This is a genomic window from Flectobacillus sp. BAB-3569 (assembly GCF_002270355.1).
GTDB classification, from domain to species: Bacteria; Bacteroidota; Bacteroidia; order Cytophagales; family Spirosomataceae; genus Flectobacillus; species Flectobacillus roseus.
Map to the genome: position 1 here is coordinate 1 of NZ_NJFZ01000046.1, position 17,875 is coordinate 17,875.

The 17,875-nt window shown below is 35.9% G+C and carries 11 protein-coding genes, 1 rRNA gene and 1 pseudogene; 11 read left to right on the forward strand and 2 right to left on the reverse strand.

What is annotated here, in order from left to right:
* Positions 1-429, forward strand: a pseudogene (locus tag BWI92_RS27525) (hypothetical protein); the annotation flags it as partial.
* 7 nt (positions 430-436) lie between these two features.
* On the opposite strand, the gene BWI92_RS26020 reads toward BWI92_RS27525, so the two are convergent.
* Positions 437-1,687: an OmpA family protein gene (locus BWI92_RS26020; protein ID WP_095168524.1), complete on the reverse strand. Its 1,251-nt coding sequence runs from the start codon at positions 1,685-1,687 to the stop codon at positions 437-439.
* Between the two features lie 191 nt (positions 1,688-1,878).
* On the opposite strand from BWI92_RS26020, the gene ybeY reads away from it, so the two are divergent.
* From ybeY to BWI92_RS26055, 7 genes are all read left to right on the forward strand, one after another.
* Positions 1,879-2,310 carry an rRNA maturation RNase YbeY gene (gene ybeY / locus BWI92_RS26025; RefSeq protein WP_095168527.1) on the forward strand — a complete coding sequence of 144 codons (432 nt, stop codon included), beginning with the start codon at positions 1,879-1,881 and terminating at the stop codon, positions 2,308-2,310.
* A 185-nt stretch (positions 2,311-2,495) separates the two neighbouring features.
* Positions 2,496-4,358 (forward strand): tRNA uridine-5-carboxymethylaminomethyl(34) synthesis enzyme MnmG, encoded by a 1,863-nt coding sequence (mnmG, locus tag BWI92_RS26030; protein WP_095168530.1) that lies wholly within the window; start codon positions 2,496-2,498, stop codon positions 4,356-4,358.
* 263 nt (positions 4,359-4,621) lie between these two features.
* On the forward strand, positions 4,622-5,512 hold the full coding sequence (locus BWI92_RS26035; RefSeq protein WP_095168532.1) for a methyltransferase domain-containing protein: 891 nt from the start codon (positions 4,622-4,624) through the stop codon (positions 5,510-5,512).
* A 207-nt stretch (positions 5,513-5,719) separates the two neighbouring features.
* Positions 5,720-7,369, forward strand: coding sequence for an Ig-like domain-containing domain (locus BWI92_RS26040; RefSeq protein WP_095168534.1), 1,650 nt, complete (start codon positions 5,720-5,722; stop codon positions 7,367-7,369).
* A 485-nt stretch (positions 7,370-7,854) separates the two neighbouring features.
* Positions 7,855-9,690 carry a tetratricopeptide repeat protein gene (locus BWI92_RS26045; protein WP_095168537.1) on the forward strand — a complete coding sequence of 612 codons (1,836 nt, stop codon included), beginning with the start codon at positions 7,855-7,857 and terminating at the stop codon, positions 9,688-9,690.
* 95 nt (positions 9,691-9,785) lie between these two features.
* Positions 9,786-10,886 carry a hypothetical protein gene (locus BWI92_RS26050; protein ID WP_095168539.1) on the forward strand — a complete coding sequence of 367 codons (1,101 nt, stop codon included), beginning with the start codon at positions 9,786-9,788 and terminating at the stop codon, positions 10,884-10,886.
* A 218-nt stretch (positions 10,887-11,104) separates the two neighbouring features.
* Complete coding sequence (locus BWI92_RS26055) at positions 11,105-12,877, forward strand: long-chain fatty acid--CoA ligase (protein WP_095168541.1); 1,773 nt, start codon at positions 11,105-11,107, stop codon at positions 12,875-12,877.
* 32 nt (positions 12,878-12,909) lie between these two features.
* On the opposite strand, the gene thrC is transcribed toward BWI92_RS26055, so the two are convergent.
* Positions 12,910-14,217 (reverse strand): threonine synthase, encoded by a 1,308-nt coding sequence (gene thrC / locus BWI92_RS26060; RefSeq protein ID WP_095168543.1) that lies wholly within the window; start codon positions 14,215-14,217, stop codon positions 12,910-12,912.
* Between the two features lie 218 nt (positions 14,218-14,435).
* On the opposite strand from thrC, the gene BWI92_RS26065 reads away from it, so the two are divergent.
* The 3 genes from BWI92_RS26065 to BWI92_RS26075 all read left to right on the forward strand — a co-directional run.
* Positions 14,436-15,365, forward strand: coding sequence for a helix-hairpin-helix domain-containing protein (locus BWI92_RS26065; RefSeq protein ID WP_176464549.1), 930 nt, complete (start codon positions 14,436-14,438; stop codon positions 15,363-15,365).
* Between the two features lie 93 nt (positions 15,366-15,458).
* Positions 15,459-17,087, forward strand: coding sequence for an L-glutamate gamma-semialdehyde dehydrogenase (pruA, locus tag BWI92_RS26070; RefSeq protein WP_095168547.1), 1,629 nt, complete (start codon positions 15,459-15,461; stop codon positions 17,085-17,087).
* A 572-nt stretch (positions 17,088-17,659) separates the two neighbouring features.
* Positions 17,660-17,875: ribosomal RNA gene (locus tag BWI92_RS26075) — 16S ribosomal RNA — on the forward strand; the annotation flags it as partial.

A 17,875-nucleotide genomic window follows, 5' to 3' on the forward strand; every position in this document is an offset into this window, starting at 1 on the left:
CCTAGTTTTGAAGACATTAACTTGTCGTTAGTAATAGTGAGAGATACCAAAAACTATCAGTCACCACTCTATTTATTAACCTCATTGCCTGTAGAATCAGCTAAGGATGCTTGGGAAATATGTCATAGCTACATGCACCGATGGAATATCGAACAGGCGTTTAGATTCGCCAAAACTGAGCTAGCTATTGAATCTCCTAGGTTATGGTTCTTCGAAAATACCCTCAAACTATTAGCCATCGTCACGCTCATTTACGACTTCTTGATGAAACTCATCAGGAATTGGCCATCTATTATCAAGATAATCATCAATCAATTTGCTCATAGAACAGGAAATCGGTGCCAAAATGCTTTGACACCGATTTATCGATTGAGAACGGCCATCCAAAACATGCTATGGTGCTACTTCGCACAACAAAATTCGGGATGACTCATGTTTATTCTACAAACTTTATTTCGACTCTTCGATTTACAGCTCGTTCACTTTCGCTTCCCATTTTCACTAGCGGTTTTGTACCTCCATATCCTTTGGTATTGATTCGTGTAGGACTTACCCCGTACTTTATCAGATAATCTCTACAAGTATTTACTCGTTCGATTGAAAGTTTAAAATTATCCTCAGCATCTCCAGATACATCCGTATGTCCCTCAAGAAGAATTTTTAACTGCTTATTCTTCAAAAGAATCATCACTAATTCATCTAATTCTTGATAGGAAGCCGTTTGTAGTTCTGACAATCCCAACTTAAATAATATTTTTTCGAGTCTAATACTTTCTTTTTTTGTGGCTGCATCAAGTATTTCCTTTTCTCTTTTTTCATTGATGATAATCCTTGGCTTTTTATTTTCCTTAGCGTTACATCCCGCAATATCTGTTACAATGCCAAATCTGAGCGTATCTATCTTTGTTACTTTAGGTCTATACTCACCATCCTTAAATATCGTGATACCATCTCTCATGACAAACATCGAAACATTTTGTTGTTTATCATTGGTAAACTCATACCAGTCATTTACGGTAATTGTATTGAAAAAACCTTCCATATTTTTTGTTTCAAACAAATATGGTTTGCCTTCTATATTTACCTTATAACTCGTATTCTTCTTATTCTCTTTGATTAAAACCTCAGACTTTTCATTGACATAAAAGTTGCATCCTTCCAAGCAAGTAATTTTATTTCCTCCATCTATTCGATCTTTCGAGCTCCATAACACTTCTACATCGTTGTATCTTAAATCTATCCTTACCATGTATTTCATGGTAGTGGTGGCGAAATATACTCTACCAAGAGCGTCTGTTCCTCCCGAAATCCACCCTCCATCATTGTGGGAAGGAAGTTTCCATTTAGTGTATTTCCCTGATTTTGTTGATGGGCTAAACTCATAAACGGGCAATGAGATATCCTTATCAGCTTCTACAGCCAAAATCTTATTGTTAAATGTTTTGGTGATGGCATTACAACGAAAGGGTAGGAGGGCTGTCATTTCAGCCTTGTCTGAATGAATATCAGTTGTACCTAATGACATTATTACCCCGGGCAGGGTTACAACATAAATAATCTTATCACAGTTATTGGGTAGTGGCACATCAAAATCTCGATCATCTCGTCTGAGATTATCCTTCTGTGCCAAGGCTGTACTTATGTGAAAGAGTAATACGAGGAGTATCAGCAAATGTTGGCGTTTCATAAACTTAAATAACTACTTTTCAGAAAAATCTAATATACAAAGTATCCTTCTAATTGTTTGATTTTCACTACGTCAAATTTATGTAGTATCTTTGTAGGCTTTTGCATCAAAGCTCGTACCAAATCGCTTTTACAAACAGCAAATCTTTTGCCTCTCCAATAATAATTTTTCCAAGGTAAATATTTATTGACATGATTACTTTCTTTAATGAGGATATCTCATTCAATTTAAAACATAAATTAAAGACCAAATCTTGGTTGAAAAAAGTAGTTGAATTAGAGGGATTTAGAATGGGTAATCTCAACTATATCTTTTGCTCAGACAACTATCTTCATCAAATAAATGTTGAGTATCTAGACCACGATACACTCACTGATATCATTACCTTCGATAACTCTGAGGAAGAGCAAACTATTGAAGGGGACATCTTTGTAAGCGTGGAACGCGTTCAAGATAATGCCAAAGATTTGAGCGTACCATTCGATGATGAGATTCTTAGAGTACTAGCGCACGGACTTCTTCACTTGTGTGGTTATGATGACCATACCGACGAAGAAGAAGCAGAAATGAGAGTTATCGAATCCAAGTATATTCAGCTATTCCGTACAGACTTTAGCAAATAGGTAGTTTTGAAAAAAGTCTCCACGTGGAACATTTGCAAAAAATCACTATCTCGATTTTCACGTTTCACAAAACATATACATTCCACATTTTGATTTTATTTTAACAAAACGTCATTAAATAAAATCTTAAAAGGAAAATTTATACCAATCAGTAAGACAAACAATTAGTAAACAACATAAATAAGATGCACAGTAACTATGATATAATAGTAGTTGGAGCTGGACATGCAGGATGCGAAGCTGCACATGCTGCCGCAACTATGGGTTCTAAAGTGCTACTAATTACCATGAATATGAATACGATTGCCCAAATGTCATGTAACCCTGCAATGGGTGGTGTGGCAAAAGGACAAATCGTAAGGGAGGTAGATGCACTTGGTGGTATGTCAGGAATTATCTCTGACAAAACCATGATTCAATTTAGAATGCTGAATCGCTCTAAAGGTCCTGCTATGTGGTCGCCACGTTGCCAATCAGACCGTATGCGATTCGCTGAAGAGTGGAGATTAGCACTTGAAAGAAATTTGAATATAGATTTCTGGCAAGAAATGGTTTCAGGATTAATAGTGGAAAATAACCAAGTAGTTGGAGTAAAAACTCAACTTGGGATAGAATTCCGAGCAAAATCGGTGGTACTTACCAATGGAACATTCTTAAATGGCTTAATCCATATTGGCGAAAAAAACTTTGGAGGCGGTAGAACTGCCGAAGGAAAAGCCACAGGTATTACCGAGCAATTGGTGGAACTTGGTTTTGAAGCTGGTAGAATGAAAACAGGAACTCCTCCAAGAGTAGATGCACGTAGCTTGGATTTTTCTAAAATGGAAGAACAAAAAGGCGATGAAAATCCTGCTAAATTTTCCTATTTGGACACAGAACCACTAAAAGAGCAAAGAAGCTGTTGGATTACTTACACCAATCAAGAAGTTCATGATGTCTTAAAAACAGGTTTTGAAAAATCTCCTATGTTTGCTGGACGTATCAAAGGACTAGGGCCAAGATATTGTCCATCAGTAGAAGATAAAATTAACCGTTTTGCAGAAAAAGAACGCCACCAAATTTTTGTAGAACCAGAAGGATGGAATACCGTGGAAGTTTATGTGAATGGTTTCTCGACATCATTGCCAGAAGATGTACAATATGCTGCCTTGAAAAAAATTCCAGGTTTTGAGAATGTAAGAATGTTCCGTCCAGGCTATGCTATCGAGTATGATTATTTCCCTCCAACACAGCTAAAACAAACTTTAGAGACAAAATTGATTGGTAATTTATTTTTTGCTGGTCAAATCAATGGAACTACAGGTTATGAGGAAGCAGCGTGTCAGGGCTTGATGGCAGGTATCAATGCCCATCAAAAAGCACATGATAAAGAAGAGTTCGTACTTTCTCGCTCAGAAGCTTACATTGGTGTACTTATCGACGACCTCATTAATAAAGGAACAGAGGAACCATATCGTATGTTTACATCAAGAGCTGAATACAGAACTTTACTTCGTCAAGATAATGCTGATATTCGATTGACGGAAAGAGGATATAATATTGGATTAGCTTCAGATGAACGTTTACAAAAGGTAAAAGCAAAGAAAGAAACAACGGCACAACTTGTAAACGAGCTAAAACATAAAAAAGTAAAACCTGCTGAAGTTAACGAAAAACTAGAAGCTATCGGAACAGCTCCGCTCAAAGAGGGTACTTCATTATTGAATCTCTTAAGACGTCCGAATGTAACACTTGCAGAAATTAAAAATTTAAGTGAAGAGATTTCTGAATACTTAGATCAGTATACAGAGGAAACGCTAGAACAAGCCGAAATCAATATAAAATACGAAAGCTATATTGAGAAGGAACAACAGATGGTAGACAAGATGCAAAAACTAGAAGATTTGGCCATTCCAGCAGATTTTGATTATGGCAAACTTTCAGCAATCTCAATTGAGGGAAGACAAAAGTTAAGTAAAATCAGACCAGCAACAATCGGACAAGCCTCTAGAATAAGCGGTGTATCAGCATCAGATATTTCTGTACTAATGGTGTTCATGGGAAGATAAGTTGACGAAACTTGCTTAACATTTATACGCTTTAATTATACAATTAACAAAAGCCACTGTTTCCACGGTGGCTTTTGTTTTTAAAACAGATTTAGATTTTGTTCCAAGAATATAAAAGAAAATAAGAATCACGATCAAATTACATTCTTCCATTTATGAGGAGAAAAATATAGTTCAACACATTTTAGCCTCATCCATTAATCCTACCCAAAGTATAAATAGACTTTTAGTATATTTGTTGTATCAACATAATCCAGAATACGATGCAAGAATTACTAGAGAAGTGTCCAGTTTGTCAGCATACCCAAACCCAAAAATATATTACCTGTGAAGACTTCACTGTAAGTCATGAAAAATTTGATATTGTATCTTGTCAAAAATGTGGCTTCAAATTTACCAATCCAAGACCAACAGCCAACACCATTGGAAAGTACTATCAATCCGAAAACTACATTTCGCATAGTAATACCTCGAAGGGAATCATTTCAAAAATCTACCACCAAGTAAGAAAAATAACGCTTCAACAAAAAGTAGATTTAATCAATAATCTCAACGGAGGAAAACAAGGGAGCCTACTCGATATCGGCTGTGGAACAGGAATGTTTTTGAATGCCGCAAAATCAAATGGATGGAAAGTATCTGGAGTAGAACCGAGCGATGGTGCTCGAACAATGGCAGAAGAAATAAATCAAATTTCTATTCCTTCAGAAATTCTTGGCTCATATGAGAACCAACAATTTGACATCATCACAATGTGGCATGTGCTGGAGCATGTTCATTTACTGAACGAAACAGTAGAATTCTTAAAAGAAAAATCAACCCAAAAAGGGAAGGTAATTATTGCTGTTCCGAACCATGAATCTAAGGACGCACAAATTTATCAAGAGCACTGGGCTGCTTATGATGTGCCAAGACACTTGTATCATTTTTCAAGAAATAGTATTCAGCAGCTTTTCGAAAATCATGGATTCAAATTGAAAGAGCATTTGCCGATGAAATTTGATTCGTTCTATGTAAGTATGCTGTCGACAAAATACCAACAAGGAAATACCAACTACGTAGAATCATTTTTGAGTGGGCTCAAATCGAATAGGGTAGGAGCGAAGCAAAACAATAATTACTCAAGCATCATCTATATCTTCGAGAAAAAGTAGTTTTCCACGCCATATTCTCTAATTTTCCCACAGATTTAATACTTATTAACATATTTATCAACATCCCTCAGTGATTATATATTGCTGAGGGATTATTTTTGTTGATAATTATAAGTACTAAATACCTTATAGATAAACAATTTCAATATAATAGCAAAAGTTATACACATACGATTCTATTATCAACAAAGTTTTCAACATATTCACATGAAAGTAATTAACATAGTCTTGATAACTTTTCTAGGATTTCTATTCATAGAGGCGTTATTTAGTTGTGCGCAGGTTGTAGCTCCTACAGGAGGTAAAAAAGACACCCTGGCACCCAAATTAGTAATGAGTGTTCCAGCAAATCAGTCTAAAAACTATAAAGGAAAAAGTATTGAGATTCAGTTTGATGAGTATATCAATGTGGATAACCTTCAACAGCAACTATTAATAACACCAAGCACAGAGCCCTTTTTCACTACAAAGGCAATGCCCAAAGGAGTACGAATCACGTTTGAAGACTCTTTTCAGCCAAATACGACCTATAGTTTCAATTTTAGAGAGGCCATCAAAGACATAACTGAAAGAAACCCAGCCAAAAACGTAAGAATTGTATTTAGTACTGGTGGGATAATCGATTCATTATCTATAGAAGGAAATGTAGAAGATATTGTCGAGAATAAGGGCTTGTTGGACGCAACCGTCGGAGTATACAGATATTCGGATACACTGAAAATCAATAAAATGAAGCCCTACTATTTTACAAAAACAGATAGTACAGGAAATTTCAAAATTGAAAACGTAGCAGCGGGTAAGTACAGAATCTATGCCATTACCGATGTTAATAGTAATCTCCTATATGATGAAACAAAAGAAAAAATTGGCTTTATAACTGATACACTGGAACTTAATAAAAGTATTAGTGGACTAAAAATTAAGGTAGCCAAGGCAGATAACTCACCAGTAAAAGTGAGCAAAACACGCACAACCTCCAACTATTACTTTATCGAACTGAATAAAGGTGCTAAGAAAATTGACATCAAGTTTGAAAATCCTCAGGATAGTATTCCTTATCAACTTGTGGAAAAGAATATGATACGTGTGTATAACTTGAAAAAAGTTAGTCAAGATACCATCAAGATTGCATTGACCGTGACAGACTCACTAGATCGGAAGTTCGATTTCAAGCAAAAAATCAAGTTCAAAGCAAAAGGCAAAAAAGAAGATTCATTTGTAGAGGAGTTCAGATATGAGGTAAGTCCACAGAATAATCAACAAGCTGATTTAAAAGAAGTTGGATATACCATCAAATTCAGTAAACCAATAGGTACATTCGATTGGAAAAAGATTAAAATTTTGAACGATACCCTCAAAAAGGTAGATATTCTAGAAAAACATTTTACATGGAATGTGGATAAGACAGAAGTATTGTTGAAAATCCCTGAAGCACCAAAACCAAAGGAGTTTTTGGCCCTTGAGATTCCCGTAAATACTTTTCAGTCGATAGAAGGTGATACCAACAAGATTGTCAAGCAGCTTAATCCGCTTCGAGATCCTGAAAATTATGGTTTGATAGAAGGACAAATCAACAATCCACAAGGAAAACAATGTATTGTGCAGATCTTAAATGATAAAAAAGAAGTTGTACGAGAACTTATCCACACTAAAACAGGGAAATACACATTCGATTTCTTGACACCGGGGGTGTATTTGATACGATTAATTGTGGATACAAACAAAAACGGACGTTGGGATGCTGCAATTGTGGATAAAAACACCCCAGCAGAAGAAATTTTGCACATCAAAGACAAGATTAAGCTCAAACAGAACTTTGAACTATCAGGTTTTGACTTCAAAATTGAGGATAAATAGACACATTGTGGATAAGTGCTCTTTTTCGGTGTAAGACTGTATAAATCCTGTGGATAAATACCCCTATTTTGGGTACAAAAATTGTGGAAAGATTTGGAGCGTTTGTGGAAAGAAAATGAGCCCAAATATCAACGTGCATAACTTCATGAGTTATACCATAGAAAAACGCCATTTATCCCCGAACAAACACACCCTTGAAAAAGCTCAACTTATCCACACAAGTAACCTGTGGATAAGTTGTATTTTTGTTAATTAGCTGATAAACAATATTTTAATTGTATATAAATTAAATATAAAGTGTGTATAAAATTAAGGTTATTCACATCTTCTTGTGAAAATCTTTTTTCACGAAAGTAATCCACAAATCCACAGCATAATAAGCATAATAGATATTCTTTCTTTTTAAAAAATTAAAAAAATAAATACTATATATATTATGTTGTGTTGAAAACTGAAATGAATGTCAAATCTTTAACGCCTAAAATATGAAAAGTGAAGTGTGTGTGTTAAATCGTCCTTTTTCCAAATTTCTTTTCTTTGCCTTTATCCTGTTCATGGGAATATCACAGGCAAGTGGACAAGATGTGGAATTGGGTATTGAATATGTAAAAGCTGGGGAATACGAAAAAGCTAAAAGCATTTTTCAAAAGTTGGCTAAGAATAAGGACATCGCTGGAAGTATTCATAAACCTTATCTTCAGACATTGTACAAATTGAAAGAAGTCGATGAAGCGGAGAAGTTTTTGAAAAAGCAAATTAAGTGGTCTGATGGAAATCCGTTTTATCTACTCGATTATGCACATTTGTTAGAGGAACAAAAGAAAAAAGAAGAAGCAGATAAACTTTATAATCAGATACTCGAAAAATGTAAAGTTACAGATGAGTTAACGCTCAAAATGGTAAACGAATTGAGCAATTATCAACAGTATGATTGGGCTATTAACTTGATTGAGAAAAACAGGCTTTATTTTAAGGATATCAGCAAGTTTCCTCTTCAGGTAGGTAGATTGTACAAACTCGCTGGAAAACCTCAAGAAATGCTTGAGGAATACCTAAATTTTGGACGTGATATAGAAAACCGAGAAATACTTCAAGGGATGCTGCAAGATGAGCTTAGAGACGAAAACGATCAAGCGCTTTTAGAAAAGGTTTTGTACGCTAAAGTTCAGAAGTTTCCTGAAGATTCTTATTTCGTCGAAATGTTGATTTGGCATCTTACCCAAAAGAAAGAATTCTTCAAAGCATTTGTCCAAGCAAGGGCGCTAGACAAACGATTTAAGCGTGAAGGTGCCCAAGTAGCCGATTTGGGTTTTGTGGCGTACCAGAACAAAGATTTCAGTAGTGCAGGAAAGGTATTTGAATATTTGGTCAAGGAATATCCAAAGCATCAAAATTATCCGTTCTGGAGAAGAGTGTTGATCAATTCGAAAGAAGAGGTTGTAAAAAATACTTATCCTGTTAATCAGAGTGACATTAGAATCTTAATTCAAGAATATACTAAACTTCTGAACGAATTGGGGATAAATCAAAGGACACTTGAGGCATTAAGGAGTAAAGGTCTTTTGTATGGCTTTTATCTGAACGAAAAAGATACTGCCGTAGCTGTGTTGGAAAGTGCAATAAAGTTATCCACAGGCAATAGGGAGTTTGTGGATAAGTGTAAACTCGACCTTGGCGATATCTATGTACTGAAATCAGAACCTTGGGAAGCTACCTTACTTTATTCACAAGTGGAGAAATCTGAAAAGGATAGTCCGATGGGATATGAGGCCAAACTTCGAAACGCTAAATTGTCTTATTACAAAGGCGATTTTGAATTGGCAAAGGATGTGTTAGATATTCTAAAACAGGCTACAACTCGCGAAATTGCCAATGATGCCATGAATTTAAGTCTTCTTATTCAAGACAATACAGGTATCGATACTACCGACCAAGCTTTAAAAGACTATGCCAATGTAGAACTGATGCTTTTTCAACATAGAAATGAAGAAGCTATGGCTGAAATGAAAAATTTGGTAATAAAACATAAAGGACATCCTCTCGAAGATGAATTTATGTATCTAATGGCAACTACATATTTGAAAGAAGGAAAGGTAGATGAGGCCATAGAAAAATTGGAAAAAATTGTGGAAAAGTTTCCAACAGACATACTAGGAGATGATGCTTTGTATATTTTGGCAAAGACTTATCAAGAAAAGAAAAATCAGCCTTCAAAGGCAATGAAGCTATATCAGGAATTACTCACAAAATACCCTGGTAGTATTTATGGTGCTGAAGCTCGAAAGAGATTTAGAAATTTGAGGGGTGATACAATAAATTAAATAAAAATCACGTAATTAGGAGGTTCGTATACACATACGAACCTCTTTTTTTCCTCAAAAAACTTCCTAGAACCTAGTTTAATATCTTATCCACAATGAAGACATTTTATACACAATGTTGTGCATTCCTACTCGGAATAACAGTTTCCACTGGTGTTTGTGGACAAAACCGAACTATATCAACACCACTATTTATTTGTCATTATTACGGTAAAAAAATTAATGAAAGCGATTTATGCAATTCAGTAATGGGATATGGAAGTAGTCGAGCAGAAAGAGAGGTAAAAAAGATCACAGAATTGATGCACCTATCAAGAAATCCATTTCAAATGATGGAATGTCCCAATACCGATAATTGTTATGCTACACTAATGGAAGGTGTGCCCTATATTATATATGATAGAAGTTTCTTGCAGCGAGTTCACAAAGTAACTCAGAAAGACTGGGCTGCTATTTCTATTCTTGCTCACGAGGTTGGGCATTTGGTCTATTATCATCCGACTAGTCAAAAGGGAAGCCAGCATCAAAAAGAACTGGAGGCAGATGAATTTTCGGGCGCAACGCTCTACAAGATGGGCGCAACCCTTGATGAAGCTCAACTTGCTATGCAGTATTTTCAAGAAGAAGTGTGGACAACTACACACCCACCACGTTCACAACGTATGAAAGCAATCGCAAAAGGATGGCTTGAAGAAAAACGGAAAGAGGAAAAAAATGTGGTAGCTTATCAAAATAAAGAAGTTAATACTTCCGATCAAATTATTACAGATGATGAAGAAATAATATCTTCAACCACAACACCAACTTATCCACAATTAGAGACGAAAAAAGTAGATTCAAATGTCGAGGTTGGAAAATATGGTTGTGTTGAAGGTGATTGCATCAATGGATACGGATACTTTATCCACAAAACCCAAGGAAGTTATAAAGGAATGTGGAAAGATGGGATAAGAGAAGGGATTGGTGTACAATTCAAAGCAGATGGTAATAAACTATTTGAGGGTATGTATGAAAGTGGCAAACGAAGTGGAAATGGCATATATTACTTTTCTAATAACATTTATTTAGAGGCGGTATTCGAAAACGACTTTCCCACAAAAGAAGGGCGACTTATCAATCAGTCTGGAGCTCAGCCACACGAGTTAAATTATGTACAATCAAATGGTGAAATAAGCACTATGAAAATACCAAAATAACGCACACAAAAAGGATAGGGCTTTTTTACCTATCCTTTTTATTTTTTATAAGCTTTTGTAAATAATAAGATTAAGTGAAAAAATATTAAAAAAATTATGCATGCATACTATTTTTAATTTCTATAACCTATTATCTTTGAGAAAATGAATTGTGCTTAATCTTGTTTAAATTGTATTAAAAAAAGATTGGTGTCTCATCAATAAGCAAGCTATCGAATATGAACAATCACCAAACCGCAACACGAGTTTTTGACCTATTAGAAACTAGTGTTAAACCACTGAATAAAGAGGACGTTTTTGCTTGTAAAATCCAAGGTAATTGGAGAAAATATAGTGCACAAGAGGTTATAGATACCGTAAATAGAGTAAGTCTTGGTCTATTAAAACTAGGAGTGAAACGCGATGATAAAATCGCACTCATTTCTAATAATAGACCTGAGTGGAATTTTGTTGAGCTAGGGGTTCAGCAAATTGGTGCTGTGTCGGTTCCGATGTACCCAACTATTACAATTGAAGATTACAATTATATCTTCGCTGATGCTGGCATCAAATTGATATTTGTTTCTGATGAAGGTTTACTGAAAAAGTCTACAGAAGCAAGTAAAGGACTCGACTCCGTGGAGGCCATATACACATTCGATCAAATTGCTGGCGCTAAGCATTGGACAGAGATATTAGACCTAGCAAATGGTAATGACGTTGATACATTAGAACCCTACAAAGCAGCTGTTCAACCTGAAGATTTGTTGACGTTGATTTATACATCAGGTACGACAGGAAAGCCTAAAGGCGTAATGTTGACGCATAATAACATTATTTCCAATGTAGAAGGGCTTATAAAAGGAAAACACCTCGAGTTAGAAGAGGGTGATAGAGCCTTGAGCTTTTTGCCATTATGTCATATCTACGAACGTACTGATGTTTATGTCTATTTGCGATATGGCGTTTCTATTTATTATGCGGAAAGCATGGATACCATTGCTGATAATCTCAAGGAAGTTAAACCTCATGTTTTTGCAACAGTTCCAAGATTATTGGAAAAAGTATATGATAAAATAGTGGCTAAAGGTTATGAGCTAACTGGAGTCAAAAAATCATTGTTTTTCTGGGCATTAAATCTTGGACTAAAGTACGACCCCATGAAAGAAATGGGCTTGGTGTATGATATCCAGCTTAAAGTTGCCAGAAAATTGATTTTTAGTAAATGGCAAGAAGCTTTGGGAGGAAATATCAAGTTTGTCGCTTCAGGTTCTGCTGCTTTACAACCTCGGCTATCTAGAATATTTTGGGCAGCTGGTATTCCTATTGCCGAAGGCTATGGCCTTACTGAAACATCACCAGTGATAGCTTCAAGTATTATTACCGACTTCAGAATTGGCTGTGTGGGTTCTGTTTTACCAAATGTCCAAGTAAAAATAGCCGAAGATGGTGAAATTTTGGTAAAAGGACCAAGTATCATGAAAGGCTATTATAATAAACCAGAATTAACTAACGAAGTAATTGACTCAGAGGGCTGGTTTCATACGGGCGATATTGGAGAGTTTTCAGAAGGAAAGTATTTAAAAATTACAGATAGAAAGAAAGAAATCTTCAAAACCTCTGGAGGAAAATATGTTGCTCCGCAGTTACTAGAGAATAAATTGAAGGAATCAATCTTCGTAGAACAGGCAATTGTAGTAGGTGAAGGTGAAAAATTCCCATCAGCATTACTTGTTCCTGAGTTTAGTGCTTTAAAAGAGTGGTGTGTTCGTCATGAGGTTCCATGTGGCTCAAATGACGAAATGGTAAAACAACCAAAGGTTTTAGAGAAGTTTGATGAAGAAGTAAAATATTTGATGAATAGTGTTGCTAAATACGAACAGGTAAAGAAAGTAGTATTGCTAACAAAACTATTCTCTATCGATAGTGGCGAACTTACTCCAACACTCAAATTGAGACGAAAGGTTATTCATTCGAAATACCAACAAGAAATTTTATCGATGTATGAATAAAAAAAGGATGCCCAATTGGGCATCCTTTTTAATTATAATTGCAATAAATAGTTTTTAAAATCACTAAACTCTGTACTCATCGGAATAGCCACTTTCTCTTTAGACAATAAAGCCGAAAGACGTTCAGGAACTGGTACAGTTGTTCCTAATGTGCCTTCTACTACATCTAAAAACTTCGCATAATGAGCCGTTGACAACAACACACCTGTTACATCTTCACCTAATTCTGCCATATATGAGCTTAATCCACGATAAGCCACAGCCGTATGAGGACACATAATATAACCCGTTTTGTCATACACATCCTTCATCGTTACTCTAGTATCATCGTCATTACTAAAATCTCCAGCAATATGTTTAACTACTTCTTCGTAAGCATCACCAGCCAACAACTGCATACGGATAAAATTAGAGGGATTACCTACATCCATAGCATTCGAAATAGTTTCTTGTGAAGGACGAGGCTCGTAAACGCCACTTGCCAAGTAATTTGGAACAATGTTATTGATATTGGTGGCCGCAACAAACATTTTTACTGGCAAGCCCATTCGCTGTGCAATAAGCCCAGCCGAAAGATTACCAAAGTTGCCGCTTGGCACACAGAACACCACTGGCTTATCCACACCCGCTTTTTTCAACTGTGCATAAGCATTGAAATAATAAAACGATTGAGGAATCAATCGGCTAATATTAATAGAGTTTGCTGACGCCAAATTGTATTTAGATGAAAGTTCTTTATCCAAAAAGGCTTGCTTCACCAAGCTTTGACAATCATCAAATGTACCATCTACTTCCAAGGCAGTAACATTTCCCCCTAAGGTTGTCAATTGCTTTTCTTGAATATCAGATACTTTTCCTGTAGGATACAAAATTGTAACCTTGATACCAGGGGTATTATAAAATCCTTGTGCTACAGCTCCTCCTGTATCGCCAGAAGTTGCCACAAGAATGTGAATATCTTGATGAGATTTTTGTAAGAAATAGGACATCAATGCTGCCATAAATCTAGCACCAAAATCCTTGAATGCCATAGACGGCCCATGGAACAATTCAAGCACATATTTATTAGGCTCAATGCCAACCAATGGAGCTTCAAAGTTGATTGAACGTTCGATGATACCTTTTAAATCACTTTCTGGTACATCGTTACCCAATAATGCCTTTGCTACTTCAAATGCTATTTCCGAAATACTTAAATCACCAATCGTGTCAAAGAAGCTTTGGGGTAATGTCGGTATTTCATAAGGCATATACAATCCATTATCAGGAGGAAGTCCTCTAAATACGGCCTCTTCCAACGATACATCTGGACTTGCATGCTTGGTACTATAAAGTATCATATTCTCGTTTTTTGGTTAAATCGTTGCTAACTTCTTTGAAGACAGAGTACTCCTTTAGATGTTGGCAATTGAAATTGATGGACAATTTGTGTTACAAAATTATTTTAAACATTATATAATTCAGCATCTTGACACTAGAAAGTCTTGAAGAAACTTCAAAATGTCTATCCAATTGCATAACTTTCAGTTAAATCTTTACCTAAAACATGTTCTGCCTTATGAAAAAGCAATGGATGCAATGGATTCAGTATGCCTTTGGGTATAATCGTACCGAAGCAAAAGGGTTTATTCTATTACTGATGTTATTATTCACCTATCTTTCTATTCATTTATATGTATGGTTATCGCCAAGCAAAGTTTCGATAGCTTTGACTCAAAGCCAGCTCAATCAAAATACAGCGTTAGTGTCATTGATTGAAACTGCTGAAAATCCTCCTAATCGTTTTAAAAGTTTTGAGAAAAAAGAAGAGGAGGCTCATCCTGTTGTCCCAATGCGACTTCATTCATTTGACCCTAATGTAGCAAGTGTTGAAGAATTTGAAGAATTAGGCATGCCACAGTGGCTTGCCAAAAGAATAGATCGTTTTAAAAGCAAAGGAGGAAAGTTTTTCAAGAAAGAAGATTTGCTCAAGATTTATGATTTCCCAGAACCACTTTATCAAAAATTGATACCATATATTACAATATCAGCTCCTCAAAACGATAAATTTGCCAAACGTTCATTCATTCTTCAAGAAAAAACGCCCAAGACACCTGCAAAATTTGATTTGAACACTGTAGATACCACAAGATTGATACAATTGAAAGGTATAGGCAGCAAATTGGCAGCTCGTATTGTCAAGTATCGAGATATACTTGGCAACTTCGTAAGCACTTCACAGATACGAGAGGTATATGGACTAGATTCATTAGTAGTAGAAGAAATCCTCAGATATGGATACATAAATAACCCTCAAGTTCGAAAAATTAATGTTAATGAATCTTCATTCGAACAAATGAAACATCCCTATATAAAACCATACATAGCCAAAGCCATTGTTAACTTCCGAAATCAGCATGGAAAATTTCAGTCTATTCAAGATTTAAAAGCCATTAAACTTCTAACGCCTGATATAATCCAAAAGCTAGAACCTTATTTAGCGTTCTAGCATTATTCCTTTATAAATACTTAGTTATGCTAGGGTTGGAGGAACCAAAACAACTCCGTAACTTTGAATTGTGTAATTTAAATACTTCATCAAATGTCCATAGGATTTTTTAATGTACCAACTCCCAAAAACGAACCTATATTAGGATATGCTCCTAATAGTAAAGAAAGAGTTTCTTTGAAAGCAAAGCTTGCTGAAATGAAATCTCAAGTAATCGAGGTTCCTATGTTTATCGGTTCTGAGGAACTTAAAGAAGGAAAGAAACTTCCTTTAACAAGTCCACATGACCACCAACATGTTTTGGGATATTACTATGAGGGTGATGCGTCTCATGTCAACAAAGCAATTGACTCATCCTTGGCTGCACGTGAAAAATGGGCTAATATGTCTTGGGAACATCGTGTATCAATTTTCTTGAAAGCGGCTGACTTGTCTGCTTCAAAATATCGTATGGAACTAAATGCCGCTACGATGTTAGGACAATCAAAAAATGCTTTTCAAGCAGAAATTGACTCGGCTTGTGAGTGGATCGACTTTTTGAGATTTAACGCTCATTTTGCTACTCAAATTTATGCACAACAGCCAGAATCTTCTGAGTACGTTTGGAACAGATCTGAATACAGACCTCTTGAAGGTTTTGTTTTTGCCGTAACTCCATTCAACTTTACGGCTATTGCAGGAAACCTTCCAGCTTCGGCAGCCTTGATGGGTAACGTTGTCGTATGGAAACCTTCTCCAACTCAGATTTATTCAGCCTACGTTTTGATGAAAATCTTAAAAGAAGCAGGTCTTCCAGATGGCGTTATCAACCTTATATATACAGACGGTCCTTTAACAGGTGATATCGCTTTCCGTCATCCTGAGTTTGCGGGTGTTCACTTTACTGGTTCTACGAAAGTATTCCAACATATTTGGAAAACAATCGGAGAGAATATCCATATATATAAATCATATCCTAGAATTGTAGGTGAAACAGGTGGAAAAGACTTTGTTGTTGCCCATTCTTCTGCAGATCCAAAAGCATTAGCGGTTGGTTTGTTGAGAGGAGCGTTCGAGTTCCAAGGACAAAAATGTTCTGCGGCTTCTCGTGCTTATATTCCAAAATCATTGTGGGAATCTACTTGGGAATATTTCTCAAAAGATCTTTCCGAATTGAAAATGGGTGGCGTTGAGGATTTCTCAAACTTTATAACGGCAGTCATTGATGAGAAAGCTTTCGATAAAATTGCTTCTTATATTGAGCTAGCAAAAAACAGTGATACCGCTGAAGTAATTGCTGGTGGGGTTTGTGACAAATCAAAAGGATATTTTATTCAACCAACAGTTATCCTGACTGAAGATCCTAAGTTTACTACCATGACTGAAGAAATCTTCGGACCTGTTCTCACGATTTACTTATATGAAGACGATCAGTTTGAGGAAACATTACATTTAGTAGATACAACATCTCCTTATGCCTTGACTGGTGCCATCTTCTCTCAAGATCGTTATGCAATCGAATTAGCGACCAAAAAGCTTACAAATGCTGCGGGTAACTTCTATATTAATGATAAGCCAACAGGTGCGGTAGTAGGGCAACAGCCATTTGGTGGTGGTCGTGCTTCTGGTACAAATGATAAGGCAGGTTCTTCATTAAACCTTTTGCGTTGGGTTTCTCCAAGAACAATCAAGGAAAACTTTGTATCTCCAACAGATTATAAGTATCCATTCTTAGCTGAATAAGGGTATTTAGAAATATTTTAATTGAAATCCTCATCTTTTCATTAAGGTGAGGATTTTTTATTTTGTATTATTGGTTGTTCTTTTTGTACCTAAAGAAGCCACATCTAGATTGATTCATTTGAGTGTTTTATACTAGGAAAAAAACTTTCAATAGTATGATACTACTAATCAACGACTTACAAAAAACTTTAAAAAATAGTGTTAAAAAGATTTGGAAGGTTGGGAATAAAGTGGGAATTTTGCACTCCCAAACGACGGGAAAGAGGTTGTAGCGAAGAAGATAGGATGTGAGTTTCGAAAATAAATTTCAAAAATATTTTCAAAAATATTTGGAAGTTAAAAATAAAGCAACTAATTTTGCACTCCCAAACAACGGGAAGCGGTTAAATCGAAAGAGATTTGACGACAATTTTTGAGATAAGAAGCTGACGATAAGTTGGTTAATTATTTTGAGAAAAAGAGTTCTTTGAAAAGCTGGTAAGAAAAGATAAAAGAAGATACGACATTCTAAGATAGGTTGTGATGTTATAATTCTTTAGAATAAGACAGAACAACATTTCATTAAAATATTTACAATGGAGAGTTTGATCCTGGCTCAGGATGAACGCTAGCGGCAGGCCTAATACATGCAAGTCGAACGGTGTAGCAATACACAGTGGCGCACGGGTGCGTAACACGTATGCAACCTACCTATCATTGGGGGATAGCCTTTGGAAACGGAGATTAATACCGCATAAGACAGTAACATGGCATCATGTAGCTGTTAAAGCTTCGGCGATGATAGATGG